The organism is Pseudomonas sp. C 49-2, assembly GCF_003970195.1.
Classification (GTDB): domain Bacteria; phylum Pseudomonadota; class Gammaproteobacteria; order Pseudomonadales; family Pseudomonadaceae; genus Aquipseudomonas; species Aquipseudomonas canadensis.
The window spans coordinates 58,326-83,575 of the sequence record NZ_RXYG01000003.1 but is presented as its reverse complement, the minus strand read 5'-3'; the positions used below and the strand labels follow the sequence as shown (position 1 = coordinate 83,575).

Below are 25,250 nucleotides of genomic sequence, written 5' to 3'. Positions count from 1 at the left end.
GACTCACAGGTCGGCACGGTGGCGCATTGTAACGCAAAATTCCAGCCTGGTGCTCAGGCGGCTGCTACCTGCACCGGCACGCCATTGAGCGCTGCATTGCCCGATAGCTCGTCCAGTTGCCGTTCGTCGGTCAAATCATTGGCACTCGCCCCTGGCTGCCCACTGGCGATAGTCATCTGTACTCCCGGCCGTCCGTGACCCCAACCATGGGGCAGACTTACCACGCCGGGCATCATGTCCAGGCTGGCCACCACTTCCACTTCGATCATGCCGATGCGCGAGCTGACACGGACCCGCTGGCCATCGCTCAATTGACGACTGGCCAGATCGTCCGGATGCATCAGCAATTGATGGCGCGGCTTGCCCTTCACCAGCCGGTGATAGTTATGCATCCACGAATTATTACTGCGCACATGGCGACGACCGATCAGCAGCAGTTCGTCATCGATAGGCACCGGTTGCGCGGCAAAACGCACCAGGTCGGCAAGGATCACTGGCGGCGCCGCTTGCACCTTGCCATCGGCGGTTTTCAAACGCGCTGAAAGGTTGGGTTGCAGCGGCCCTAAGTCCACGCCGTGGGGATAATCCGCCAGCATGGCCACGGACAACTTGTGGCTGGATGCATCACCATAGGCGCCCGCACGCAGACCGAAATCAATCATTTGCGCAGGGGGCATCGTCGGCTTGAGCGCGACACCATTGTAAGCAGCGAAGGCTTTGGCCAGGCCGACAAAAATCTCCCAGTCATGCAGCGCGCCCGCAGGCTTGGGCAAGATCGCCCGATTGAAGCGGGTGACGTTACGCACCGCAAACATATTGAAGGTGGTGTCGTAATGATCGTTTTCCAGCGCCGACGTAGACGGCAGGATCAGGTCGGCATAGCGCGTGGTTTCGTTGATGTAGAGGTCGATGCTGACCATGAACTCCAGCCTATCGAGGGCCTGTTCCAATTGCCGGCCGTTCGGCGTCGACAACACGGGATTACCCGCGACCGTGACCAATGCACGGATTTGTCCTTCACCCTCGGTGAGCATTTCCTCAGCCAGGGCCGACACAGGCAACTCGCCACCGTACTCCGGACGCCCGGAAACCCGACTCTGCCAGCGATTGAAATGCCCTCCACCGGTCGACGCCACCAGATCCACCGCCGGCGTGGTGCACAACGCGCCTCCGACGCGGTCCAGGTTGCCAGTCACCAGGTTGATCAACTGCACCAGCCAATGGCACAGCGTGCCGAATGCCTGGGTCGACACGCCCATGCGCCCGTAGCACACGGCCTTGTCGGCTGCAGCAAAGTCCCGCGCCAACTGGCGGATCTGCTCGGCAGGCACCGCACATTGGCGGCTCATGGTCTCGGCGGTAAACCCAGCGATAGCGCGCCGTACGTCCTCAAGGCCTTCAATCGGTAAATGGCTGTCGCGGGTCAGGCTCTCGCTGAACAAGGTGTTGAGCACGCCGAACAACAACGCCGCATCACCGCCTGGACGCACGAACAGATGCTGGTCGGCCATCGCCGCCGTTTCACTGCGCCGTGGGTCGATCACCACCACTTTGCCGCCCCGCGCCTGGATCGCCTTGAGGCGCTTCTCCACGTCGGGCACGGTCATGATGCTGCCGTTGGACGCGAGCGGATTGCCCCCCAGGATCAGCATGAAGTCGGTGTGATCGATGTCCGGGATCGGCAGCAACAGCCCGTGGCCGTACATGAGGTAACTGGTGAGGTGATGGGGCAACTGGTCCACAGACGTCGCGGAAAACCGATTGCGCGTCTTCAACTGGCCCAGGAAGTAGTTGCTGTGGGTCATCAGCCCATAGTTGTGCACGCTGGGGTTGCCCTGGTACACCGCCACCGCATTCTGCCCATGCTGCGCCTGTATGCCTGACAACCGCTCGGCTACAAGCGCGAAGGCGTCTTCCCACGCAATCGGCTGCCATTCGCTACCGACCCGCAACATGGGCTGGTGCAAGCGGTCGGGATCGTTCTGGATATCCTGCAACGCGACGGCCTTGGGGCAGATGTGCCCACGGCTGAACGTATCCAACGCATCGCCCTTGATCGAGGTGATCGCCAGGCTGCCGTCGTCGGCTTGGGTGGTTTCCAGGGTCAGGCCACAAATGGCTTCACACAGGTGGCAGGCACGGTGGTGGAGAGTCTTGGTCATGGCCAGTCTCTTTTATAGGGGCTTTGATCCCACTATGGGTCGAGACCGACGGGGGCGCCACCAATGTTCGTCCCGTGAATCGGCCTGCATCAGGCCAGGCCATGGACAAGCGTGAGCAAATGTTTCAAAACCCGTCATACCGCCTCTGAAACCGACGCAGCCTGGCCTGCGCCCGCCCCCGCACGTTGCAAAAGGTCTCGGCGCCAGTGTACAAATGGCTCGCTGCTGTCTGGAAATAGTCTTCAAAAGCGCCCCGGCGCCCTGCTTGAACACCCTTAAAAACCGTAGCCCTATTGGTAAGACGCGACATTTAATTATAAGATCGCGCCTTCCCCTATTTCGTCGCCCCGTGCGGCTTTCGCCGCAGGTCTCGCCCGTTGTCACAATAAACAAGGCTTTGAGTATCTGCGGTCTGTTGCAAAAAGGTAGTTAATGATGAGCGCAAGGCACTTTCTCTCCCTGATGGATTGCACGCCCGAAGAGCTGGTCAGCGTGATCTGTCGAGGCATTGAGCTTAAAGACCTGCGTAACCGCGGCGTACTGTTCGAGCCTTTGAAAAACCGCGTGCTCGGCATGATCTTTGAGAAGTCGTCGACCCGCACCCGCGTGTCATTCGAAGCCGGCATGATCCAATTGGGTGGCCAAGCCATCTTCTTGTCCTCGCGTGACACCCAACTGGGCCGTGGCGAGCCGATCGCCGACAGTGCAAAGGTGATGTCGAGCATGCTCGACGCCGTGATGATCCGTACCTTTGCCCACAGCACCGTGACCGAATTTTCCGCGAACTCCCGCGTGCCGGTGATCAACGGCCTGTCCGACGACCTGCACCCGTGCCAGTTGCTGGCCGACATGCAGACCTTCCTTGAGCACCGCGGCTCGATCCAGGGCAAGACCGTGGCCTGGATCGGCGACGGCAACAACATGTGCAACAGCTATATAGAAGCGGCGATCCAGTTCGACTTCCAACTGCGCGTTGCCTGCCCGGAAGGCTACGAGCCTGACGCGCGCTTTCTGGCCCAGGCCGGCGACCGCGTGACCCTGGTGCGCGACCCGCGTGATGCGGTGATCGGCGCGCACCTGGTGAGCACCGACGTCTGGACCTCCATGGGCCAGGAAGAGGAAACCGCCAAGCGCCTGGCCCTGTTCGCCCCGTACCAGGTGACCCGCGCCCTGCTCGACCTGGCCGCGCCAGACGTGCTGTTCATGCATTGCCTGCCGGCCCACCGTGGCGAAGAGATCAGCACCGACCTGCTCGACGACCCACGCTCGGTCGCCTGGGACCAGGCTGAAAACCGCCTGCATGCGCAAAAAGCCCTGCTCGAATTCCTCGTCCCGCCGTCGTACCACCACGCATGAGCCATTCATTACTGCTGAACCTGCGCAACCTGGCATGCGGCTATCAAGATCAACGGGTGGTACAGAACCTCAACCTGCACCTCAACGCCGGCGACATCGGCTGCCTGCTGGGCTCCTCGGGTTGCGGCAAAACCACCACGTTACGTGCGATTGCCGGGTTTGAGCCGGTGCACGACGGCGAGATCAGCCTGGCGGGCGAAGTGATCTCCAGTGCCGGTTTCACACTGGCACCAGAGAAACGTCGTATCGGGATGGTGTTCCAGGACTACGCACTGTTTCCTCATTTGAGCGTGGCCGACAACATTGCCTTCGGTATTCGCAAGCATCCGCAGAAAGACCGCGTGGTGGCTGAGTTGCTGGAGCTGGTCAACCTGAAGAACCTGGGCAAGCGCTTTCCCCACGAGCTTTCCGGCGGCCAGCAACAACGCGTCGCGCTCGCCCGCGCGTTGGCGCCGGAGCCGGCCCTGTTGTTGCTGGATGAACCCTTCTCCAACCTGGACGGCGAGCTGCGCCGCAAGCTCAGCCATGAGGTGCGTGACATCCTCAAGGCACGCGGCACCAGTGCGATCCTGGTGACCCATGACCAGGAAGAAGCCTTTGCAGTCAGCGACCAGGTCGGGGTTTTCAAGGAGGGTCGTCTGGAGCAGTGGGACACACCCTACAACCTCTATCACGAACCGCAGACGCCCTATGTCGCCAGCTTTATCGGCCAGGGTTACTTCATCCGTGGCCAATTGAGTTCGCCGGAATCGGTCAGTACCGAACTGGGTGAATTGCGCGGCAACCGCGCCTACACCTGGCCTACCGGCGGTGCGGTGGACGTGTTGCTGCGCCCGGATGACATCGTCTACGCACCGGACAGCGCGTTGAAAGCGCGGATCGTCGGCAAGACCTTTCTCGGCGCATCGACCTTGTACCGCCTGCAACTGCCGACCGGCGCGCAATTGGAGTCGATTTTCCCGAGCCATGCCGACCATCAGGTCGGCGCGGATGTGGGGATCCGTGTGGCCGCCGAACACCTGGTGCTGTTCCAGGCCTCAGGCAGTACCGCCGCGCAGATCCCTCAAGTCGAATCCGGCGTGAGACGCTACAGCCCGGTATAACGTCCGATCATGCCCGGCCAATTTCTGCGAATTTGGCCTGGGTATGTTCAGCCAGCACAGCCGCCGGCAATTCAACTTCCAAGCCCCTTCTCCCCGCACTTACAAAAATCGTTGCAAAGGGTTGCGCCGTTGCATCAATAAACGTGCGCAGGCGTTTCTTTTGCCCCAACGGGCTGATGCCGCCCAACAGGTAACCGGTTGAACGCTGCGCCGCTGCCGGGTCGGCCATTTCGACTTTCTTGACGCCTGCCGCATGAGCCAGGGCCTTCAGGTCCAGACTTCCGACGACCGGCACCACCGCCACCAACAATTCGCCCTTCTCACTGCTCGCCAACAAGGTCTTGAACACCTGCGCCGGGTCGAGGCCCAATTTTTCCGCGGCCTCCAGCCCATAGGACGCCGCCTTGGGGTCGTGTTCATAACTGTGGATACGATGTTCGGCGCGAACTTTTTTCAACAGGTCCAATGCGGGGGTCATGACGTCTCCGGGCGTGGCAAACAGATGGCCAATTCTAGGCCAAGCCCACACAAAACGCTCTAGCCCGCCCACTCTTAAGGTGCGCGCGCATTGTGACAAGCGTGATCATTCACCAGACCAATAGTTTGAAAGTGACTGACAGTTCACTTTCGACCTTTGACAGCCGTCATTCTTGTCTATATTTTTTCGTTTCCGAATACTGTAGGAATAGACCCGCAGTATTGAAGCAGTAAGCCGCGACCGGGATGGGGATCCTTGCCACGGTGAAAATCGCGCAACAATCCGTTGAGGTTGTGCGCCAGACAAGAACAACAACTGAGGTTTTCCATGACAACTGCTCTTCAACAGCCTTCACTTTCGAGCCAATGCATGGCCGAATTCCTGGGGACTGCGCTTCTGATCTTCTTCGGTACAGGATGTGTCGCTGCGCTCAAGGTCGCGGGTGCCAGCTTTGGCTTGTGGGAGATCAGTATCATCTGGGGGGTCGGCGTCAGCATGGCGATCTACCTGAGCGCCGGGATATCCGGGGCCCACCTCAACCCCGCCGTCAGTATTGCCCTGTGTATCTTCGCTGACTTCGACAAGCGCAAACTGCCCTTCTATATCCTCGCCCAGATCGCCGGCGCCTTTTGCTCGGCGGCCCTGGTGTACACGCTCTATAGCAACCTGTTTTTCGATTACGAACAAACCCACCACATGGTGCGCGGTTCCCAGGCCAGCCTGGAATTGGCGTCGGTGTTCTCCACCTACCCCCATGCGCTGTTGAGCACTGCTCAGGCATTCCTGGTGGAAATGGTCATTACAGCAATCCTGATGGGCGTGATCATGGCCCTCACCGATGACAACAACGGCTTGCCACGCGGCCCGCTGGCCCCGCTGCTGATCGGCCTGCTGATCGCGGTGATTGGCAGCGCCATGGGCCCGTTGACCGGCTTTGCGATGAACCCGGCACGGGATTTCGGGCCCAAGCTGATGACCTTTTTCGCAGGCTGGGGTGAAATGGCCTTCACTGGTGGCCGTGATATTCCTTACTTCCTGGTGCCGATTTTCGCGCCGATCGTCGGCGCCTGCCTCGGTGCTGCTGCCTATCGCGGGCTGATTGCCCGTCATCTGCCAAGCGCCGCACCTGCTATAGATGAAGAAACACCTGACACGGCTGTCAACGGCAAGACCCGTATTTCCTGATAGCGCCAGCCTGGGCACTTGCCCTTTTGTAGCCCAGGCTGATTACCGATTTTCTTATTTCCCAAGGCATTCGACATGACCGATATTCAGAATAAGAACTACATCATTGCCCTTGACCAAGGCACCACCAGTTCCCGGGCGATCATCTTTGATCGTGACGCCAACGTGGTCTGCACCGCCCAACGTGAGTTCGCCCAGCACTACCCACAAGCGGGCTGGGTCGAGCATGACCCGATGGAAATCTTCGCCACCCAAAGCGCGGTGATGGTCGAAGCCCTGGCCCAGGCCGGCCTGCACCATGACCAGGTCGCCGCCATTGGTATCACCAACCAGCGTGAAACCACCGTGGTGTGGGACAAAGTCACCGGCCGCCCGATCTACAACGCCATCGTCTGGCAGTGCCGCCGCAGCACCGAAATCTGCCAGCAACTCAAGCGCGACGGCCACGAGCAGTACATCAGCGACACCACCGGCCTGGTTACCGACCCTTATTTCTCCGGCACCAAGCTCAAGTGGATCCTCGACAACGTCGAAGGCAGCCGCGAGCGTGCGCGCAATGGCGAACTGCTGTTCGGCACCGTCGATAGCTGGCTGATCTGGAAATTTACCGGCGGCAAGACCCACGTCACCGACTACACCAACGCCTCGCGTACCATGCTCTTCAACATCCACACCCTGAAGTGGGATGCGAAGATGCTGGAGATCCTCGACATCCCACGCGAGATGTTGCCGGAAGTTAAGTCGTCGTCTGAAATCTACGGCCGCACCAAGAGCGGCATTGCCATCGGCGGTATCGCCGGTGACCAGCAAGCTGCCCTGTTCGGCCAGATGTGCGTCGAAGCCGGCCAAGCCAAGAACACCTACGGCACCGGCTGCTTCCTACTGATGAACACCGGCGACAAAGCCGTGAAATCCAAGCACGGCATGCTCACCACCATCGCTTGTGGCCCGCGTGGCGAAGTGGCCTACGCCTTGGAAGGCGCCGTGTTCAACGGTGGTTCCACCGTGCAATGGCTGCGTGATGAGCTGAAAATCATCAACGACGCCCACGACACCGAATACTTTGCCGGCAAGGTCAAGGACAGCAACGGCGTGTACCTGGTGCCGGCCTTCACCGGCCTGGGCGCCCCGTACTGGGACCCGTACGCCCGTGGCGCACTGTTCGGCCTGACCCGTGGCGTACGCGTGGATCACATTATTCGTGCAGCCCTGGAGTCGATTGCCTACCAGACCCGTGACGTGCTCGACGCCATGCAACAGGACTCCGGCGAACGCCTCAAAGCCCTGCGTGTGGACGGCGGCGCCGTGGCCAACAACTTCCTGATGCAATTCCAGGCCGACATCCTCGGCACCCAGGTCGAGCGCCCGCAAATGCGTGAAACCACCGCACTCGGCGCCGCCTACCTGGCCGGCCTGGCGTGCGGCTTCTGGGGCAGCCTGGACGAATTGCGCGGCAAGGCGGTGATCGAGCGCGAATTCGAACCACAACTGGACGAAGCGGCCAAAGAGAAGCTCTACGCCGGCTGGCAAAAAGCGGTCAGCCGCACCCGTGACTGGGAGCCCCACGAAGGCGCTGAATAAGCCAACGTCCGGTTGTAACTGGCAGGGAGCGGATTCCTGCGTCATCATGGGCCACTTTTGTATGGCAGCCCAAAGGACGCCCCATGAATCTGCCTCCCCGCCAACAACAAATCCTCGAGCTGGTCCGCGAACGCGGTTATGTCAGCATCGAGGAAATGGCGCAGCTGTTCGTTGTTACCCCGCAAACCATCCGCCGCGATATCAACCAGCTGGCGGACGCCAATCTGCTGCGCCGCTACCACGGCGGCGCGGCCTATGACTCCAGTGTCGAGAACACCGCCTACGCCATGCGCGCCGACCAGATGCGCGACGAGAAACAGCGCATTGGCGAAGCCATCGCTGCGCAGATCCCCGATCACGCCTCGCTGTTCATCAATATCGGCACCACCACCGAATCCATCGCCCGTGCGTTGCTCAACCACAATCACCTGAAAATCATCACCAACAACCTCAACGTCGCCACCATGCTCAGTGCCAAGGACGACTTTGATGTGCTGCTGACCGGCGGTAACGTGCGGCGTGACGGTGGTGTGGTGGGCCAGGCGAGTGTCGACTTCATCAACCAGTTCAAGGTCGACTTTGCACTTGTGGGTATCAGCGGTATCGATGAAGACGGCAGCTTGTTGGACTTTGACTATCAGGAAGTACGGGTTTCCCAGGCGATCATCGCCAATGCACGCCAAGTGATCCTGGCGGCGGACTCCAGCAAATTCGGGCGCAACGCCATGATTCGCCTGGGGCCGATCAGCCTGGTGGATTGCCTGGTGACGGATCAGCAGCCAGTGCCGGCGTTGGTGCAGTTGCTCAATGAGCACAAGGTTCGGCTGGAAGTCGTCTAAGGCTTCGACATCTCAGCCGCCTGTACGCCGCCTTCGCGGGCAAGCCCGCTCCCACAGTTGACCGAGTTCCAACATAGGAATGCGATCGAATGTGGGAGCCGGGCTTGCCCGCGATAGCGATCGAACAGGCACTCCAATTACCTGCAATTGTTCGCAAATTTTTCTTTCCCCGCCCTTCGATGAGTTTTTTCAATCGAAGTCGGGTGGCTGTGCGCGCGTTTATCAGCTACCATTTTCGCAAATGAACATTAATGTTCGAATTCCAAGACGAAAAAATCGCGAGGCCAGCCGATGAACCCTTCCACCTTGCCTGCTCCACCGCTTGCCGAAGTCTATGACGTTGCCGTGATCGGTGGCGGGATCAATGGCGTCGGCATTGCAGCAGACGCAGCCGGTCGCGGTTTGTCGGTATTCCTTTGCGAAAAGGACGACCTGGCCAGCCACACCTCGTCCGCCAGCAGCAAGCTGATCCACGGCGGCCTGCGCTACCTCGAACATTACGAATTCCGCCTGGTGCGCGAAGCCCTGGCCGAGCGTGAAGTATTGCTGGCCAAGGCCCCGCATATCGTCAAGCAGATGCGCTTCGTGTTGCCGCACCGCCCGCACCTGCGCCCGGCGTGGATGATCCGCGCCGGCCTGTTCCTGTATGACAACCTGGGCAAGCGCGAAAAGCTCGCCGGTTCGAAAAGCCTCAAGTTCGGCCCCGACAGCCCGCTGAAAAGCGAAATCACCAAAGGCTTCGAATATTCCGACTGCTGGGTGGATGACGCCCGTCTCGTCGTGCTGAACGCCATGGCCGCCCGCGAAAAAGGCGCGCACATCCACACGCAAACCCGGTGCATCAGCGCCCACCGCAGCAACGGCATGTGGGAAATGAACATGGAACGCGCCGATGGCAGCCTGTTCTCGATCCGTGCTCGCGCACTGGTGAACGCCGCCGGCCCATGGGTCGCCAAGTTCATCAAGGACGACCTGAAGCTGGATTCGCCTTACGGCATCCGCCTGATCCAGGGCAGCCACCTGATCGTGCCGAAACTGTACGAAGGCGCTCACGCGCACATCCTGCAGAACGAAGACCAGCGCATCGTCTTCACCATCCCGTACCTGAACCACCTGACCATCATCGGCACCACCGACCGTGAATACACCGGTGATCCGGCTGCAGTTGCGATCACCGAAGGTGAAACGGACTACATGCTGAAAGTGGTCAACGCTCACTTCAAGAAGCAGCTGAGCCGCGACGACATCGTCCACACCTACTCCGGCGTGCGTCCGCTGTGCAATGACGAATCGGACAACCCGTCGGCCATCACCCGCGACTACACCCTGGCATTGTCCGGCGGCACGGGCGAGGCGCCGATCCTGTCGGTGTTCGGCGGCAAGCTGACCACGTATCGCAAGCTGGCTGAATCGGCGATGGCGCAACTGGCCCCCTACTTCACCCAGATGCGCCCAAGCTGGACTGCTACCGCCAGCCTGCCCGGCGGCGAAGACATGACCACGCCAGAAGCCTTGGCTGACGCCATCCGCAGCAAGTTCGACTGGGTACCGAGCGAGATCGCGCGCCGTTGGTCCACCACCTACGGCAGCCGCACCTGGCGCCTGCTCGAAGGCGTGCAATCGCTGGCCGACCTGGGCGACCACTTGGGTGGCGGCCTGTACACCCGCGAGGTTGATTACCTGTGCACCGAGGAATGGGCAACCCAGCCTCAGGACGTGCTGTGGCGTCGCACCAAGCTGGGTCTGTTCACTACTCCGGAAGAACAGGCCAACGTGCAGCGATACCTGTCCACCGTTGAGCAGAACCGCAGCAAGATCGAAGCAGCCTGACGGACCAGTACTACAAAAGCCCCTGCGCCGAACGGCCCAGGGGCTTTTTTTCGCATTCGGTTTTCCGAACGCCGCAGTGCCATCAATTCGGTTTGCCGGATCCAAGGCTTGAAAGAACGTCGTCATATAAAGTTAATTTTCTTACAAAACAAGTAGTTAACCTTTTATATCGAGCCTGGCACGACTCATGCTCTACACTCTTGGACGATTGCCTGGGACGCCTCAGGAGCCGTCATGGGCATTCGCTGTACAAGAGAGCCGTTTAGCCGGCTTCATAAAAAAAACAAATGTCGAGGAAGTATTGATGCGCATCGTTCCCCATATTCTGGGCGCAGCTATCGCTGCTGCTCTGATCAGCACTCCAGTTTTCGCCGCCGAACTCACCGGCACGCTGAAGAAGATCAACGAATCCGGCACCATCACTCTCGCTCACCGCGACAGCTCCATTCCCTTTTCCTACATCGCGGATGGTTCGGGCAAACCCGTGGGCTACTCCCACGACATTCAGTTGGCCGTCGTCGAACAACTGAAAAAAGACCTGAACAAACCCGATCTGAAGGCCAAGTACAACCTGGTGACTTCGCAAACCCGTATTCCGCTGATCCAGAACGGCACTGCGGACCTCGAGTGCGGTTCCACCACCAACAACGCCGAACGCGCCCAGCAAGTTGATTTCACCGTCAACATCTTCGAAATCGGCACCCGTCTGCTGGTCAAGAAAGACAAGGATGGCAAGCCGAGCTACGCCGACTTCGCTGACCTGAAAGGCAAGAACGTCGTGACCACCGCTGGCACCACGTCCGAGCGCATCATCAAAGCGATGAACGCCGACAAGCAAATGGGCATGAACGTCATCTCCGCCAAAGACCACGGCGAATCCTTCCAGATGCTGGAAAGCGGCCGCGCCGTTGCCTTCATGATGGACGACGCCCTGCTGGCCGGTGAAGAAGCCAAGGCCAAGAAGCCGGGCGACTGGGTCATCACTGGTACTCCGCAATCCTTCGAAGCCTACGCGTGCATGGTGCGTAAAGACGACCCAGCCTTCAAGAAAGCGGTCGATGACGCCATCGTTGCCCTGTACAAATCAGGCGAAATCAACAAGATCTACAGCAAGTGGTTCGAGAGCCCGATCCCACCAAAAGGCCTGAACCTGAACTTCCCGATGAGCGACAAGGTGAAGGAGCTGATCGCCAACCCAAGCGACAAGCCAGCGCCTGACGTAAAAATCTGATACCTGACTAAGCTTATCTCCTGAGGGAGCCACCCTCCCTCAGGCGTCTGTTACTACCTGCTGGCTTTATTTTGGAACACTCGACCTGGCGGTTTTCGAGCCGATCGCGTGTGCCTGGCGTTCTCCGTCAGGCGGGAAAGGATCTTCCCCAAGCGGGTGCTTGTACATCGATCGACTTCGAGGGGAGACCCTAATGAATTACAACTGGGACTGGGGCGTGTTCTTCAAGTCCACTGGCGTGGGCAGCGAGACTTATCTCGACTGGTACATCGCCGGCTTGGGCTGGACCATCGCCATCGCTGTCGTGGCATGGATTATCGCCTTGCTGCTGGGGTCCATTCTGGGCGTCATGCGCACCGTGCCAAACCGCATCGTATCGGGCATCGCGACCTGCTACGTGGAACTGTTTCGTAACGTGCCGCTGCTGGTTCAGCTGTTCATCTGGTACTTCCTGGTACCTGACATGCTGCCGCAGAACCTGCAGGACTGGTACAAACAAGACCTCAACCCGACCACCTCGGCCTACCTGAGCGTTGTCGTGTGCCTGGGCCTGTTCACCGCCGCCCGTGTGTGTGAGCAAGTGCGTACCGGCATCCAGGCGCTGCCACGCGGCCAGGAATCCGCCGCACGCGCCATGGGCTTCAAGCTGCCACAGATCTACTGGAACGTGCTGCTGCCACAGGCCTACCGGATCATCATTCCGCCGCTCACCTCGGAATTCCTCAACGTCTTCAAGAACTCCTCCGTGGCGTCCTTGATCGGCCTGATGGAACTGCTGGCGCAAACCAAACAGACCGCCGAGTTCTCGGCCAACCTGTTTGAAGCCTTCACCCTGGCCACGTTGATCTACTTCACCCTGAACATGAGCCTGATGCTGCTCATGCGCCTGGTCGAGAAGAAAGTCGCAGTGCCCGGCCTGATCTCCGTGGGGGGTAAATAATGGACTTCGATTTCAGCGGCATCATCCCTGCTATCCCAGGCCTGTGGAACGGCATGGTCATGACCTTGCAGTTGATGGTCATGGGCGTGGTCGGCGGCATTGCGCTGGGTACGGTCCTGGCGCTGATGCGCCTGTCGTCCAGCAAACTGCTGTCGCGCGTTGCCGGCGCTTATGTGAACTACTTCCGCTCGATCCCGCTGTTGCTGGTAATCACCTGGTTCTACCTGGCGGTACCGTTCGTGTTGCGCTGGATCACCGGCGAAGACACGCCGATCGGTGCGTTCACCTCGTGCGTCGTGGCCTTCATGATGTTCGAAGCCGCGTACTTCTGCGAAATCGTGCGGGCCGGCGTGCAGTCGATCCCCAAAGGCCAGATGGCGGCGGCACAGGCAATGGGCATGACCTATGGCCAGACCATGCGCCTGATCATCCTGCCCCAGGCGTTCCGCAAGATGACCCCGTTGCTGCTGCAACAGTCGATCATCCTGTTCCAGGATACCTCGCTGGTCTACACCGTGGGCCTGGTGGACTTCCTCAACTCCGCCCGCTCCAACGGCGACATCATCGGCCGCTCCAACGAGTTCCTGATCTTTGCCGGTGTCGTCTACTTCATCATCAGCTTTTCCGCCTCGCTGCTGGTCAAGCGTCTGCAAAAAAGGTTTGCCGTATGATCTCTATCAAGAACATCAACAAGTGGTATGGCGACTTCCAGGTGCTGACCGATTGCAGCACTGAGGTTAAAAAAGGCGAAGTGATCGTGGTGTGCGGGCCGTCCGGTTCGGGCAAATCCACCCTGATCAAGTGCGTCAACGCGCTGGAGCCGTTCCAGAAGGGCGACATCGTGGTCGACGGCACCTCCATCGCCGACCCGAAGACCAACCTGCCGAAACTGCGTTCGCGCGTGGGCATGGTGTTCCAGCACTTCGAGCTGTTCCCGCACCTGACCATCACCGAGAACCTGACCATCGCGCAGATCAAGGTGCTCGGCCGCAGCAAGGAAGAAGCCACCAAGAAAGGCCTGCAACTGCTCGACCGCGTCGGCTTGTCGGCACACGCCCACAAGCACCCTGGCCAACTCTCCGGCGGTCAGCAACAACGCGTGGCGATTGCCCGCGCCCTGGCCATGGACCCGATCGTCATGCTGTTCGACGAACCAACCTCGGCCCTCGACCCGGAAATGGTCAACGAAGTACTCGACGTAATGGTGCAACTGGCCCACGAAGGCATGACCATGATGTGCGTGACCCACGAAATGGGCTTCGCCCGCAAAGTGGCCGACCGCGTGATCTTCATGGACGCCGGCAAGATCATCGAAGACTGCCCGAAAGAAGAATTCTTCGGCGACATCAGCGCCCGCTCCGAACGCGCGCAGCACTTCCTTGAGAAAATCCTGCAGCACTAAGCACTACATAGCGCCGACTGTGGAAACCGGGCCAATGTGGCAGGGGGCTTGCCCCCTCCCACATTGGCCCGCACGGGCTGGCAGCTCTGGTTGACCCAAGGCATCTGTGATGAAATGCGACCCCAACCAATTTCGCGCCGCACCGCCATCACTTGCCGTGAAACCACGTCTGATCCGCCAACTGTTCCTGCCGCCGTTGATCATCGCCCTGATGATCGGCCTGGGTTATATCGGCTTCTGGATCAGTGAGTACTATGGCATCCGCACCCTCAGCGACACCGGCGAACGCCAGCTGGAGTTGCATGCCCGCACCGTCGAAAGCGAACTGAGCAAATACACCTACCTGCCCAGCCTGCTGGAACTGGAGTCCAGCGTCTCCACGCTGCTGGCCGACCCGAACCAGGAAACCCGCAAGACCGTCAACGATTACCTCGAAGGCCTGAACCGACGCAGTCGCAGTCGGGCCATCTACGTGATGGACACCACTGGCCGCGTGCTGGCCACCAGTAACTGGCGCGATGCCGACAGTTACCAGGGTGAAGACCTGTCCTTCCGCGCCTATTTCCAGAACGCCGTACGTGGCCAGCCTGGCCGTTTCTACGGCATCGGCAGCACCAATGGCGAACCCGGCTACTACCTGGCGCACGGCTTGGAAGAGCACGGCAAGATTATCGGCGTCGCCGTGGTCAAGGTGCGCCTCGAAGCCCTCGAAGAGCGCTGGCAGCGCGCGCGCCTCGAAGCCTTTGTGAGCGACGAGAACGGCATCATCATCCTTTCCAGCGACCCGGCCCGCCGCCTCAAGGCCGTGCGCCCGCTGAGCGATGACACCAAGGAACGCCTGGCCCACAGCCTGCAATATTACTGGGCGACGTTGAACGAGCTGGAACCCCTGGCCCGTGAGCGCCTCAACGAAGGCACCGAGAAACTAACCTTCCCGGCCAACAGTGAAGTGGTCAACGACGAGCACGAAGTCAGCTACCTGGCGCAAACCCGCCCGCTGAATGACACGCCGTGGAATTTTACCCTGCTCACGCCGCTCAACGACCTGCGCCGTGCCGCGATAAACCAGGGCATTCTGGTGGCCGTTGCGTTTGGCTTGGTCGCATTTTTGCTGATCGCCTGGAATGAGCGGCGCAAGGTCATCGCCACCCGCCTCGCCGCCCGTGAAGCCTTGCAGGAAGCCAACAGCCAGTTGGAACGGCGAATTGCCGAACGCACCGCCGACCTGCGCGCCAGCAACGAACGGCTCAAGGGCCAGATTCGCGAACGACGCCAGGCCGAAGAAACGCTGCGTCGCGCCCAGGATGAGCTGGTTCAGGCCGGCAAACTGGCCGCTATCGGCCAGATGTCCACCAGCATTGCCCACGAATTGAACCAGCCGCTGGCAGCGCTGCGCACCTTGTCCGGCAATACCGTGCGCTTTCTTGAGCGCGGCGCCCTGGACACCGCCAGCGCCAACCTCAAGACCATCAACGAACTGATCGACCGCATGGGCCGCATCACCGCCAGCCTGCGTTCCTTCGCCCGGCGCGGCGACGACCAGGGCGAAGCCAGCCTGGCCAAAGCGGTCGACGCGGCGTTCCAGGTTCTCGGCGCACGCCTGGACAGCCTGCCACTGACCCTGCACCGCGACTTTTCCCACGCCCAATTGCAAATCGACCAGACGCGCCTGGAGCAGATCCTGGTCAACCTGATCGGCAATGCCCTCGACGCCATGCAAGCCCAACCGGCTCCCGAACTGTGGCTGGACGGCAGCAGCAGCGAGGGCAAATACCGCCTGCAAGTGCGCGACAATGGCCACGGCATCGACCCCGAGGCGCGCAAGCATTTGTTCGAACCGTTCTTCACCACCAAGCCCGGCGAGCAAGGCTTGGGCCTGGGCCTGACGCTGTCCGCCAGCCTCGCGGCGGCCACCGGCGGCAACCTTGCCGTGGAGCACCCGGCCAGTGGTGGAACGGCCTTTGTCTTGTGCCTGCCGTTGGCGGGCGCTCAAAAAGCTGAGTCGACATGAATACAGACGCTAAAGCCATTAAAGACGAACTCACGGTGCTGATCGTCGAAGACGATCCTCATGTGCTGCTCGGCTGCCAGCAGGCGCTGGCCCTGGAAGACATTCCCAGCGTCGGCGTGGGCAGCGCCGAAGAGGCGTTGAAGCGCATCAGCGAGAACTTCGCCGGCATCGTGATCAGCGACATCCGCTTGCCAGGCATTGACGGCCTGGAGTTGCTCACCCGCCTCAAGGCCCTGGATAAAAGCCTGCCGGTGGTGCTGATCACCGGGCATGGCGATATCTCCATGGCTGTCGGCGCCATGCGCAACGGCGCCTATGACTTCATGGAAAAACCCTTCTCCCCCGAACGCCTGGTCGACGTGGCGCGCCGCGCCCTGGAACAGCGTGGGCTGGCGCGGGAAGTCTGGTCGCTGCGCCGCCAATTGGCCGAGCGCGATTCGCTGGAAGGCCGCATTATCGGCCGTTCGCCGGCCATGCAAAACCTGCGCGAGCTGATCGCCAATGTCGCCGACACCTCGGCCAACGTGCTGATCGAAGGCGAGACCGGCACCGGCAAGGAACTGGTTGCGCGCTGCCTGCATGATTTCAGCCGGCGCCACGCCCACCAGTTCGTCGCCCTGAACTGCGGCGGCCTGCCGGAGAACCTGTTCGAAAGCGAGATTTTCGGCCACGAAGCCAACGCCTTTACCGGTGCCGGCAAGCGTCGCATCGGCAAGATCGAACACGCCCACGAAGGCACGTTGTTCCTCGATGAAGTGGAAAGCATGCCGATCAACCTGCAGATCAAACTGTTACGGGTGTTGCAGGAACGCACTCTGGAGCGCCTGGGTTCGAACCAGAGCGTGGCCGTGGATTGCCGGGTGATCGCCGCCACCAAGTCGGACCTTGATGAACTGAGCCGTGCCAATCAGTTCCGTAGCGACTTGTACTATCGCCTCAACGTAGTGACGCTGGAACTGCCACCGTTGCGCGAGCGCCGCGAAGACATCCTGCAACTGTTCGAACACTTCCTGCAGCAGTCGTCGCTGCGTTTTGACCGCAGTGTTCCGGAGCTGGACAACCAGACCCTGTCGAGCCTGATGAGCCACGACTGGCCGGGCAACGTGCGTGAACTGCGCAATGTCGCCGAACGCTTCGCCTTGGGCCTGCCGGCCTTCAAGAAAAGCGGCTCCAGCAGCGGCAGCCAAGGCCTGGCCTTCACCGAAGCGGTGGAAGCTTTCGAGCGCAACCTGCTCAATGATGCCTTGCAACGCAGCGGCGGCAACCTGACCCAGGCCAGCCAGGAACTGGGGATGGCCAAGACCACGCTGTTCGACAAAGTCAAAAAATACGGGTTGAGCCACTGATGGATCTGGTATTGAAGGCCGCCCTGGGCGCGGCCGTGGTGTTGATTCTGGCCGCGCTGGCCAAGACCAAGAATTATTACATCGCAGGCCTGGTGCCGCTGTTTCCGACCTTTGCGTTGATCGCCCACTACATCGTCGGCAAAGGCCGTTCGGTGGACGACTTGAAGACCACGATCCTGTTCGGGATGTGGTCGATCATTCCGTATTTTGTGTATTTGGCGACGTTGTATGTGATGGTGGATCGGATGCGGTTGGAGGCTTCGTTGGCTGTGGCGGCCGTAGCGTGGTTGATGGCCGCGACGGTGTTGGTCACGGTATGGGGGCGTCTTCATACCTGACACACCCCTCCCACATTTTTAATCCGAGTGGGGTCAGCGGACGATCTTGTCGACCTGGATGCCCAGCTTCTTCAGGCGATACCAGAAGCTGCGCTCCGATATCCCGATCTTCGCTGCCGCCGCTGCCTGCACGCCGTTGCTCTCCTGCAACGCCGCGAGTATGTAGGCCTTCTCCACCTCCGCCAGCGCCGCATCCAGGTCTTGGGGAATACCCGGCCCGTCGCTGAGGATCGCCGTCACATCGCCTTCACTCGGCTTGGACGCAAACAAGTAACCCGGCAAGTCGATGTCTTCGATCACCGGTGACGCCGCCACGATGGTCGCGCGCTCCACGCAGTTCTGCAGCTCACGGATGTTGCCCGGCCAGTGATACGCCGCCATGGCCTGCAACGCCTCTGGGCTGAAGCCAGTGATACGTTTGCCGGCCGTGGCGCTGAGTGTCTGGGCGAAGTGACGGGCCAGGGGTGCGATGTCTTCCACCCGTTCGCGCAAGGCCGGCAGGGGAATCGGGAACACGTTGAGGCGGTAGTACAGGTCTTCGCGAAATTCCTTGTTGGCGACTGCCTCCAGCAGGTTCTTGTTGGTGGCGGCGATCACTCGCACGTCCACTTTGCGTTCACGGGGATCGCCCACCGGTTCGATCACCCGTTCCTGCAACGCACGCAGGATCTTGGCCTGCAACGCCAGGGGCATATCACCCACTTCATCGAGAAACAGCGTGCCCTTGTCCGCCTGCTGGAAGCGCCCTACCCGGTCGGCCACGGCGCCGGTAAACGCGCCTTTGCGATGGCCGAACATTTCGCTTTCCAGCAACCCTTCCGGGATCGCCGCACAATTGACCGCCACGAAGGGTTTGTCAGCGCGGCTGCCATGCTTGTGGATGGCACGGGCGACCATTTCCTTGCCGGTGCCACTCTCGCCGGTCAGCAGGATGGTAGCGCTGCTGTCGCGCACCGAGTCCACCGCTTGCAGCACTTTGCGAAACGCCGGGCTGTCGCCCACCAGGCTGTCGAACTGGGCGTGTTCGTCCAGCTCGGCACGCATGCGCGCGTTGTCGCGCATGATGTCGCGAAATTGCAGGGCCTTGGCCACCGTGATGTCCAGCTCGTCGATATCAAACGGCTTGGCGATGTAGTCGTAGGCGCCGTTGCGCATCGACTGCACGGCGTTTTTCACCGTGCTGTAGGCGGTCATCACGATCACCGGCACATGGGGGTAGCGCACCTTGATCTCGGCCAGCAGCGCCGGCCCGTCCATGCCCGGCATGCGCCAATCACTGATCACCAGGTCGATGTCTTCCTGCTCCAGCACCTTGAGCGCGTGCAGGCCGTTGCCGGCGATAAACACCTGCACATCGTTCTGGCCCAGGGCCGACGCCAGCAGGTCGCAGAGCTTGGGTTCGTCGTCGACTACCAGAATGTTATGCGTCATGACTGTCCTCTTCGTCTTCGCCACTTGCCGGAATGTACAGGCTGAAGGTGGCGCCGGCATCTTTCTCACTGGCACATTCGATGCTGCCGTCGTGACTTTCCATGATCGAATAGACTTTAGCCAGGCCCAAGCCGGTGCCCGACGCCTTGGTGGTGACGAATGGCGTGAAGATACGTTCGACCATTTCCGCCGCAATGCCCTGGCCGGTGTCAGTGATGCTGATCAGCGTATTCTCGCCCACGGTACGAATGCCCAAGGTCAGGCGTCCGCCCTCGGGCATCGCGTCGATAGCGTTGAGAATCAGGTTCAGGCACGCCTGCTTGAGCTGCTTGGCATCCGCGTAGAGGGTCGCCCCCGGCGCCTGGTCATCGACGTGTGCGTCGATGTTATGGATGGCCAATTCCGGTCCGCAGAAGCCGAGGATTTCCTCCACCAATGGGCGCGCAGGCTGCACCACGCGCAACGGAGGGTTGGGCTTGGCAAAGTCGAGAAATTCGGTGATCAGGTCGTTGATGCGGCTGACTTCGCTGATCACGTACTCCAGGTGACGCTTATCAGTTTCCGCCAGGTCAGCGCGACGATGCAGCAACTGTGTCGCCGTCTTGATGATCCCCAGCGGGTTGCGGATCTCGTGGGCCAGGCCCATGGCGACTTCACCTAGGGCGTGCAGGCGATCACGCCGGCGCAACTGGGCTTCGAGGTGATGCAACTCGCCCAGGCGTTCGGTCATATGGTTGAAGGTGCTGCTCAACTGCGCCAGTTCGTCGCCGCCGCTTACCACCACGCGGTGCGCGTAATCGCCGGAAATCACCGCATTTACGCCTTGGGACAGGTCGCGCAACGGCTTGGTCAGGCGCCGCGACACCAACACCCCCGCCGCCAACGACAGTGCTGAACTGAGCAGGAAGATCAGCACGAACAGATTGCTCTGGTTCACCAGCCCCACCAGGCTGGTATGGCGCAACAGGCCGCTGAAAATCACGCCTTGCAAGTCACCGGCATCGTTGAATATCGGCCAGTACAAACCGCTGTAGTTGCTGGTGAACTGCTCGCTGGGCTGCTTGGTGGCGCGCATCGCGGTTTCGATGTTCTTGGGGATACGCGACGGGTGATCCTCGAAGCGTTGGGTCGAGAATATTTCGGAGAACCCGCCGGGATTGGCCAGGTACAGGCGCAGGTCGAGGGAGTGCACATCGGCCACGCTGGTGAGGAAACTGCTGTCCAGGTAAGTCCCGACCAGCAACTCGTAATCGACGCCGTCCTGTGAGGTCTCGAAGGTCGAGACCACAATGCCGGTGGACGCGCCCCCCACCTGTACGGTCTGCAACACGGTGTTTTTGGCCAAACTGATCTGCTTGACGATGTCGGCGGCGGCGGTACTGAACACGATTTTCTGGTCACTGGTGCGGATCAGCGCGACGACGTCGATATCGGTGGCATCGGCTATGTCGGCGGTCAGCCGATCGTGTTTGGCCGCTTGCTTGCTCGCAGGCGGGCTGGTGTAGCGCAGGAACAACTTGGCCATGCGCGCGTTGTCGTGAAGGATGTCGCCAATCTCGTCCTTGACGATCTTGGTCGACTCTTGCAGCCAGATGCGCACGTTGCTGTCGAAGATCTGCGACAGCGTAGTGGCGGCCAACTCCGCCGCGATCATGGTCGGAATCACGCTGACCAACCAGAACGCCAGCACCAGCTTGCGCTGGACGCTCCAGCGCGAAATGGCAAAGGGGCGGGCTTTCTGGCGGGTCTTGGTGATCATCAGGTTTCGCTTATCGCAGCAGCCATGGCAGGGTCGGAACGATCCGGTCGAATAAACAGTTTTACAAGCTTGAGCAGGCCGTTGACCAGCCGGTTGCGGTGGCGGAAAAACACGCTGTTGCCCTGGAACTCGCAGCCCAGGCGCAGCTTACTGGCATACCCGGCCTGGCCGCACTCATACACGGCAATATTGTGTTGAATACAGTAGTCCACATTGGTCAGCCAGCTACGGAAGTACAGGTTGTAGTCGCGGGTGAACGCCACGTCATGCCCGAAAAACTTGTCCACCAGCCGGTGTTCGTCCACCAGGATCAGGTTGAACGCCACCAGTTGCTCGTCCACCCAGTAAAGAACACAGACCGCCCGCTCATCAAGCCGTTCCAGCACTCCGGTGAAGTAGCCGGCGGGCAGCCGCTCGAACTGCAGCTCGGCACGCGTGAGCGTGGCTTCGTACAGGCGCATGACCTCGGGCAGCACGTCGTCGATAGTGCGCCGCCACTCCACCCGTGGCCCGGGCGCGCGCAGTTTGCGGCGCAGGTCCTTGCGCGTGGATTTTCCCAGGGAGCCCAGGTAGGCGTCCACCGAGCCGTAGGGCAGCGGCAACACGCCCGTGGGCAAGCTCGGCATGCTCTGGAAGCCCGCCGCGCGGCAACTCTCGATCCAATGCGGGTCTTTGCTCGGCGCATCCTTGACCGCCACCAAGCCGATACCAAAGTCATCGGCATCCTGGCGCGCAGCTTCCAGCAGGTGCTTGAGCAGCAGCGGGCGGCGCACATCCGCCACACCGCTGGCAAAGCCGACGTCGCAGCGTTCGGCCACCGGCGAACCGAGGGCATACAGCCCCAGTTGCAAAAGCCCCGGCCACAGTCGTTCCACACGCTCGGTCAAGCGCTTGCCGGCGCCCGACACCGTGGTGTCGAGGCGATAATGGGTGATGAACGCCGCAGCCACAGCCACCAGCGTTCCATCTTCGTAAACCGCCAGGTAACGCCACTGGAAATCACTGATGGCGGCGTTTTCCACGGCGACGTAATAGTCCCAGTCCTCCAGGGCTCCCGGGAAACAGTCGTTCCAGGCACTGCGCTGGAGGGCCCGGATGGTCGGGAAGGCTTGGGTGGTAATCACTTCGGTCCCTTATTTCTGTAGTGAGCGGGCTTGCCCCGCGCTGGGTGGCGAAGCCGCCCCATTTCCGGCACTGAGTTTTTCCAGTTAAACCGCAATTGCAGTTTTTAGGGCGGCTTCGCCACCCAGCGCGGGCGATGCGGCGACCCGACAAGCCCGCTCACTACATAGAGCTCGCTCGTTGATGAACTCCGCGCTCAACTCGATCACCCGGCGGTATTGCAAATCGACGGTGATCATGTGGTAGCAGTTGTCCAGCAGGATCTTGGTCACCGGGCCACCGAGGTGGCGTTCCACATAGTCAGCATTCCAACGGCTGGTGATGTCGTCCTCGATGGAGTGCAACACCAGCGCCGGCACCTTGATCGACGGCATGCGTTTTTTGACCTCGGCGTTCATCCAGTGCAATTCGCGTACGGTCACGCCTTCCATCGTCAACAAGCCCGCTTCGCTGCTCTCACCTTCTTTCATCTGTCGTTCAACGATGGCGCGCAGGCGTTCGTTCTTGATGCCGTAAGGTGGTTTTTCGGTAAACCGGAACAGGCGCACGCCAAAAGGAATGCGGATCAGCAGCGGCGTGATGAACGCCATTTTGTTGATGCTCCAACCGTCGTACTTGAGCGTGGTGGAGTACATCAATAACCCGGCGACCTGGCCCGGATGCTCCGAGGCCAGGTACATCGACATCACCGCGCCCATGGACAAGCCACCGACGAACACCTGTTCGTGGCGCTGTTTCACACCGACGAAGGTCTTGCGCACGCCTTCGTACCAGTCGCGCCAGCCTGTGGCCTGCAGGTCGCTGTTGTCACCGCAGTGCCCGGCCAGAGTGGGCACGTACACCGTGCAATTGCCCACCTTGGCCAGGCCCTTGGCAACCTGGCGCAATTCCGTCGGGGTGCCGGTCAGGCCGTGGATCAACAGGATCCCGACCGGACCATCACCGAGAACGAAACCGGCAGTACCCTCACCGAGGTCGATCTCTGTTGTGTTCACCGGTTGGTCGCTCGCACCAGCAGTTGCTCAAGCAGCTTCAGGCCCAGTTCGATTTCCGGGTAGCTGATTTCCAGGGACGGTGCCAGGGTGATCACGTTCTTGTAGTAACCGCCCACGTCGAGGATCAGGCCGAGTTTCTGGCCGTCCACCACCATGTCGCCCTTCATGCCTTCTTCAACCATGTAGTCCAGGGTCGCCTTGTCCGGCGTGAAACCATCCGGGCCGCAGATTTCGCAGCGCAGGGCCAGGCCCAGGCCGTCGACGTCGCCGATGATCGGGAAACGTTTCTGCAGGTCTTGCAGGCCTTCGAGAAAGAACTTGCCCTTGGCCATGACCATCGCGCCGTAGTCGACTTCGTTGGTCATCTTGAACATTTCCAGGCCCACCGCCGTGCCCAACGGGTTGGAGGCGAAGGTGGAGTGAGTCGAGCCAGGCGGGAAGATCTTCGGGTTGATCAACTCTTCACGGGCCCAGATGCCGCCCAGTGGGTTGAGGCCGTTGGTCAGTGCCTTGCCGAAGACGATCACGTCCGGCTGCACGTCGAAGTGTTCGATCGACCATAGTTTGCCGGTGCGATAGAAACCCATCTGGATTTCGTCGGAGACCATCAGGATGCCGTGCTGATCCAGTACGTGCTTCAACTCACGGTAGAAGTTCATCGGCGGGATCACATAGCCGCCGGTGCCCTGGATCGGCTCGACGTAGAACGCGGCGTATTCGCTGGAACCGACTTTCGGGTCCCACACACCGTTGTACTCGGTCTCGAACAGGCGGGCGAATTGCTGCACGCAGTGGCTGCCATATTCTTCCTTGGTCATGCCTTTAGGGCCACGGAAGTGATACGGGAACGGGATGAACTGCGCGCGCTCGCCGAAGTGGCCATAACGACGACGGTAGCGGTAGCTGGAAGTGATCGACGACGCGCCGAGCGTACGCCCGTGATAGCCGCCTTCGAAGGCGAACATCAGGCTCTTGCCGTTGGTGGCGTTACGCACGACCTTCAGGGAGTCTTCGATGGACTGCGAACCGCCGACGTTGAAGTGCACGCGACCGTCGAGGCCGAATTTCTTCTTGGCGTCGACCGCGATCATTTCGGACAGCTCGATCTTGCCTTTGTGCAGGTACTGGCTGGCGATTTGCGGCAGGGTGTCGATCTGCTGTTTCAGTGCATTGTTCAGGCGTGGGTTGGCGTAGCCGAAGTTGACCGCCGAGTACCACATTTGCAGGTCGAGGTAGGCCTGGTCTTCGGTGTCCCACACGTAGGAGCCTTCGCAACGGCTGAAAATGCGCGGCGGCTCGATGTAGTGAACGGTGTCGCCGTAGGAGCAGTATTTGGCTTCTTTATCCAGAAGGATCTGGTCGTCGGCGGTAGCGATACGGATATCAGACATGGTGGAAGAGTTCCTGATTTTCGTTAGACAGGCTGTCAGCAGCAAAGGAGGTGGCGTTGGCGGCGATGCCTTGCGGCAGTCGGGCCAGCAGCGCAGGCAGTTCGGCAAAGGTGTCGAAGCGTGCGTGAGGAATGTTGTTGGCTTCGCAGTACTTGGCGAGGCTGCCTTTGGCGAACACGAAGTCAGCGGTGGAAGCCACGCACATGTCGGACTTGCCGTCGCCGATCACCAGCACGCGCTTGTTGCGCGGCGTGGACTTGCACTTGCAGTTGCCGGAGGCGGCACGGCAGGCATCACTGGCGTACGGGAAGTCGATGCGCCAGCTGTTCTGGTCGACCTGGCGCAGGCGGTTGGCGAGGATCGGCAGCAAGGTCACGTAGTTGCGTGAAAGGATCCGCGCGATGCCCTGCTCGATGCCGTCGCTGACCACTTCGATGGAAGCGCCCAGGCCGATTACGTGATCGACGAAGTCCGGGAAGTCCGGGTCGATCTCGACGCTGTCGAAATACGCCAGCAGTTCGGAGGGAGTCGCCTTGATCAGCGCCAGTTGGCGGCTCAGGCATTCGCGTGAACCGATATGCCCATCCAGCCATTCCTGTTCGATGGTTTCCCACTCGGGGCCGGCGAAGCGTTGGAGGACGTTGTCGATGACATCGGTGGGGGTAATGGTCCCGTCGAAGTCACACACGATATGCCACTGGATCATCGTTGTTTACCTTGGAGGAGCGCGCTGTGTGCGCTTGCAACAAG

General features: G+C 60.5%; 21 protein-coding genes. 13 read left to right on the top strand and 8 right to left on the bottom strand.

What is annotated here, in order from left to right:
* Positions 1 to 53 precede the first annotated feature (53 nt).
* Entirely contained in the window at positions 54 to 2,162 is a 2,109-nt protein-coding gene (locus EJ576_RS06640) for a molybdopterin oxidoreductase family protein (RefSeq protein WP_126569908.1), read from the bottom strand.
* Positions 2,163 to 2,597: 435 nt separating this feature from the next.
* Here EJ576_RS06640 and argF point away from each other — a divergent pair, with 435 nt between their 5' ends.
* Together argF and EJ576_RS06625 are read left to right on the top strand one after the other, a co-directional pair.
* Positions 2,598 to 3,518, top strand: a complete 921-nt coding sequence (gene argF / locus EJ576_RS06630) for an ornithine carbamoyltransferase (RefSeq protein WP_126569906.1) — start codon at positions 2,598 to 2,600, stop codon at positions 3,516 to 3,518.
* Complete coding sequence (locus tag EJ576_RS06625) at positions 3,515 to 4,621, top strand: ABC transporter ATP-binding protein (RefSeq protein WP_028619058.1); 1,107 nt, start codon at positions 3,515 to 3,517, stop codon at positions 4,619 to 4,621. Before argF ends, EJ576_RS06625 begins: the two co-directional genes overlap by 4 nt.
* A 7-nt stretch (positions 4,622 to 4,628) precedes the next feature.
* Here EJ576_RS06625 and ybaK read toward each other — a convergent pair whose 3' ends face one another.
* Positions 4,629 to 5,099, bottom strand: coding sequence for a Cys-tRNA(Pro) deacylase (ybaK, locus tag EJ576_RS06620; RefSeq protein WP_028619057.1), 471 nt, complete (start codon positions 5,097 to 5,099; stop codon positions 4,629 to 4,631).
* Between the two features lie 327 nt (positions 5,100 to 5,426).
* Between ybaK and EJ576_RS06615 the strand changes: the two genes are divergently transcribed.
* The 11 genes from EJ576_RS06615 to EJ576_RS06565 all read left to right on the top strand — a co-directional run bounded on the left by EJ576_RS06615 (position 5,427) and on the right by EJ576_RS06565 (position 17,802).
* Positions 5,427 to 6,284, top strand: coding sequence for an MIP/aquaporin family protein (locus tag EJ576_RS06615; protein WP_010212751.1), 858 nt, complete (start codon positions 5,427 to 5,429; stop codon positions 6,282 to 6,284).
* Between the two features lie 75 nt (positions 6,285 to 6,359).
* Positions 6,360 to 7,865: a glycerol kinase GlpK gene (gene glpK, locus EJ576_RS06610; protein ID WP_126569904.1), complete on the top strand. Its 1,506-nt coding sequence runs from the start codon at positions 6,360 to 6,362 to the stop codon at positions 7,863 to 7,865.
* 83 nt (positions 7,866 to 7,948) lie between these two features.
* Complete coding sequence (locus EJ576_RS06605) at positions 7,949 to 8,704, top strand: DeoR/GlpR family transcriptional regulator (protein WP_017526345.1); 756 nt, start codon at positions 7,949 to 7,951, stop codon at positions 8,702 to 8,704.
* A gap of 291 nt (positions 8,705 to 8,995) precedes the next feature.
* The gene (gene glpD / locus EJ576_RS06600; RefSeq protein ID WP_028619054.1) at positions 8,996 to 10,534 is read left to right on the top strand and encodes a glycerol-3-phosphate dehydrogenase; all 1,539 of its coding nucleotides are present in this window, start codon (positions 8,996 to 8,998) and stop codon (positions 10,532 to 10,534) included.
* A 304-nt stretch (positions 10,535 to 10,838) separates the two neighbouring features.
* Entirely contained in the window at positions 10,839 to 11,765 is a 927-nt protein-coding gene (locus EJ576_RS06595; RefSeq protein WP_122724036.1) for a glutamate/aspartate ABC transporter substrate-binding protein, read from the top strand.
* A 193-nt stretch (positions 11,766 to 11,958) separates the two neighbouring features.
* Positions 11,959 to 12,705 (top strand): amino acid ABC transporter permease, encoded by a 747-nt coding sequence (locus tag EJ576_RS06590; RefSeq protein ID WP_010212762.1) that lies wholly within the window; start codon positions 11,959 to 11,961, stop codon positions 12,703 to 12,705.
* A complete protein-coding gene (locus EJ576_RS06585; protein ID WP_010212763.1) occupies positions 12,705 to 13,376 on the top strand; it encodes an amino acid ABC transporter permease in 672 nt (223 codons plus the stop codon). The genes EJ576_RS06590 and EJ576_RS06585 overlap by 1 nt, the downstream gene beginning before the upstream one ends.
* The gene (locus EJ576_RS06580) at positions 13,373 to 14,107 is read left to right on the top strand and encodes an amino acid ABC transporter ATP-binding protein (RefSeq protein WP_003188952.1); all 735 of its coding nucleotides are present in this window, start codon (positions 13,373 to 13,375) and stop codon (positions 14,105 to 14,107) included. The genes EJ576_RS06585 and EJ576_RS06580 overlap by 4 nt, the downstream gene beginning before the upstream one ends.
* Positions 14,108 to 14,216: 109 nt before the next feature.
* A complete protein-coding gene (locus tag EJ576_RS06575) occupies positions 14,217 to 16,118 on the top strand; it encodes a sensor histidine kinase (protein WP_126569902.1) in 1,902 nt (633 codons plus the stop codon).
* Positions 16,115 to 17,464, top strand: a complete 1,350-nt coding sequence (locus EJ576_RS06570) for a sigma-54 dependent transcriptional regulator (RefSeq protein WP_032864516.1) — start codon at positions 16,115 to 16,117, stop codon at positions 17,462 to 17,464. The genes EJ576_RS06575 and EJ576_RS06570 overlap by 4 nt, the downstream gene beginning before the upstream one ends.
* Positions 17,464 to 17,802 carry a GlpM family protein gene (locus tag EJ576_RS06565; RefSeq protein WP_126569900.1) on the top strand — a complete coding sequence of 113 codons (339 nt, stop codon included), beginning with the start codon at positions 17,464 to 17,466 and terminating at the stop codon, positions 17,800 to 17,802. The genes EJ576_RS06570 and EJ576_RS06565 overlap by 1 nt, the downstream gene beginning before the upstream one ends.
* Before the next feature lie 33 nt (positions 17,803 to 17,835).
* On the opposite strand, the gene EJ576_RS06560 is transcribed toward EJ576_RS06565, so the two are convergent.
* From EJ576_RS06560 to EJ576_RS06535, 6 genes are all read right to left on the bottom strand, one after another.
* Positions 17,836 to 19,233: a sigma-54 dependent transcriptional regulator gene (locus tag EJ576_RS06560; protein WP_126569898.1), complete on the bottom strand. Its 1,398-nt coding sequence runs from the start codon at positions 19,231 to 19,233 to the stop codon at positions 17,836 to 17,838.
* Entirely contained in the window at positions 19,223 to 20,992 is a 1,770-nt protein-coding gene (locus EJ576_RS06555; protein WP_126569896.1) for a HAMP domain-containing sensor histidine kinase, read from the bottom strand. The genes EJ576_RS06560 and EJ576_RS06555 overlap by 11 nt, the downstream gene beginning before the upstream one ends.
* Positions 20,992 to 22,116 carry a GNAT family N-acetyltransferase gene (locus EJ576_RS06550; RefSeq protein WP_126569894.1) on the bottom strand — a complete coding sequence of 375 codons (1,125 nt, stop codon included), beginning with the start codon at positions 22,114 to 22,116 and terminating at the stop codon, positions 20,992 to 20,994. The genes EJ576_RS06555 and EJ576_RS06550 overlap by 1 nt, the downstream gene beginning before the upstream one ends.
* A gap of 84 nt (positions 22,117 to 22,200) precedes the next feature.
* Positions 22,201 to 23,109, bottom strand: a complete 909-nt coding sequence (locus EJ576_RS06545; protein ID WP_126569892.1) for a carboxylesterase — start codon at positions 23,107 to 23,109, stop codon at positions 22,201 to 22,203.
* Positions 23,106 to 24,500, bottom strand: a complete 1,395-nt coding sequence (locus EJ576_RS06540; protein WP_126569890.1) for an aspartate aminotransferase family protein — start codon at positions 24,498 to 24,500, stop codon at positions 23,106 to 23,108. Before EJ576_RS06540 ends, EJ576_RS06545 begins: the two co-directional genes overlap by 4 nt.
* Positions 24,493 to 25,206 (bottom strand): MtnX-like HAD-IB family phosphatase, encoded by a 714-nt coding sequence (locus EJ576_RS06535; RefSeq protein WP_122724023.1) that lies wholly within the window; start codon positions 25,204 to 25,206, stop codon positions 24,493 to 24,495. The genes EJ576_RS06540 and EJ576_RS06535 overlap by 8 nt, the downstream gene beginning before the upstream one ends.
* Positions 25,207 to 25,250: the final 44 nt, after the last annotated feature.

Coding starts and splice junctions, on each gene's coding strand:
- EJ576_RS06615 (WP_010212751.1), top strand. CDS start 5,427: ATGACAACTGCTCTTCAACAGCCTTCACTTTCGAGCCAATGCATGGCC.
- glpK (WP_126569904.1), top strand. CDS start 6,360: ATGACCGATATTCAGAATAAGAACTACATCATTGCCCTTGACCAAGGC.
- EJ576_RS06535 (WP_122724023.1), bottom strand. CDS start 25,206: ATGATCCAGTGGCATATCGTGTGTGACTTCGACGGGACCATTACCCCC.
- EJ576_RS06585 (WP_010212763.1), top strand. CDS start 12,705: ATGGACTTCGATTTCAGCGGCATCATCCCTGCTATCCCAGGCCTGTGG.
- EJ576_RS06595 (WP_122724036.1), top strand. CDS start 10,839: ATGCGCATCGTTCCCCATATTCTGGGCGCAGCTATCGCTGCTGCTCTG.
- EJ576_RS06580 (WP_003188952.1), top strand. CDS start 13,373: ATGATCTCTATCAAGAACATCAACAAGTGGTATGGCGACTTCCAGGTG.
- EJ576_RS06640 (WP_126569908.1), bottom strand. CDS start 2,162: ATGACCAAGACTCTCCACCACCGTGCCTGCCACCTGTGTGAAGCCATT.
- EJ576_RS06565 (WP_126569900.1), top strand. CDS start 17,464: ATGGATCTGGTATTGAAGGCCGCCCTGGGCGCGGCCGTGGTGTTGATT.
- EJ576_RS06540 (WP_126569890.1), bottom strand. CDS start 24,500: ATGTCTGATATCCGTATCGCTACCGCCGACGACCAGATCCTTCTGGAT.
- EJ576_RS06570 (WP_032864516.1), top strand. CDS start 16,115: ATGAATACAGACGCTAAAGCCATTAAAGACGAACTCACGGTGCTGATC.
- EJ576_RS06625 (WP_028619058.1), top strand. CDS start 3,515: ATGAGCCATTCATTACTGCTGAACCTGCGCAACCTGGCATGCGGCTAT.
- EJ576_RS06605 (WP_017526345.1), top strand. CDS start 7,949: ATGAATCTGCCTCCCCGCCAACAACAAATCCTCGAGCTGGTCCGCGAA.
- glpD (WP_028619054.1), top strand. CDS start 8,996: ATGAACCCTTCCACCTTGCCTGCTCCACCGCTTGCCGAAGTCTATGAC.
- EJ576_RS06575 (WP_126569902.1), top strand. CDS start 14,217: ATGAAATGCGACCCCAACCAATTTCGCGCCGCACCGCCATCACTTGCC.
- EJ576_RS06590 (WP_010212762.1), top strand. CDS start 11,959: ATGAATTACAACTGGGACTGGGGCGTGTTCTTCAAGTCCACTGGCGTG.
- argF (WP_126569906.1), top strand. CDS start 2,598: ATGAGCGCAAGGCACTTTCTCTCCCTGATGGATTGCACGCCCGAAGAG.
- ybaK (WP_028619057.1), bottom strand. CDS start 5,099: ATGACCCCCGCATTGGACCTGTTGAAAAAAGTTCGCGCCGAACATCGT.
- EJ576_RS06560 (WP_126569898.1), bottom strand. CDS start 19,233: ATGACGCATAACATTCTGGTAGTCGACGACGAACCCAAGCTCTGCGAC.
- EJ576_RS06555 (WP_126569896.1), bottom strand. CDS start 20,992: ATGATCACCAAGACCCGCCAGAAAGCCCGCCCCTTTGCCATTTCGCGC.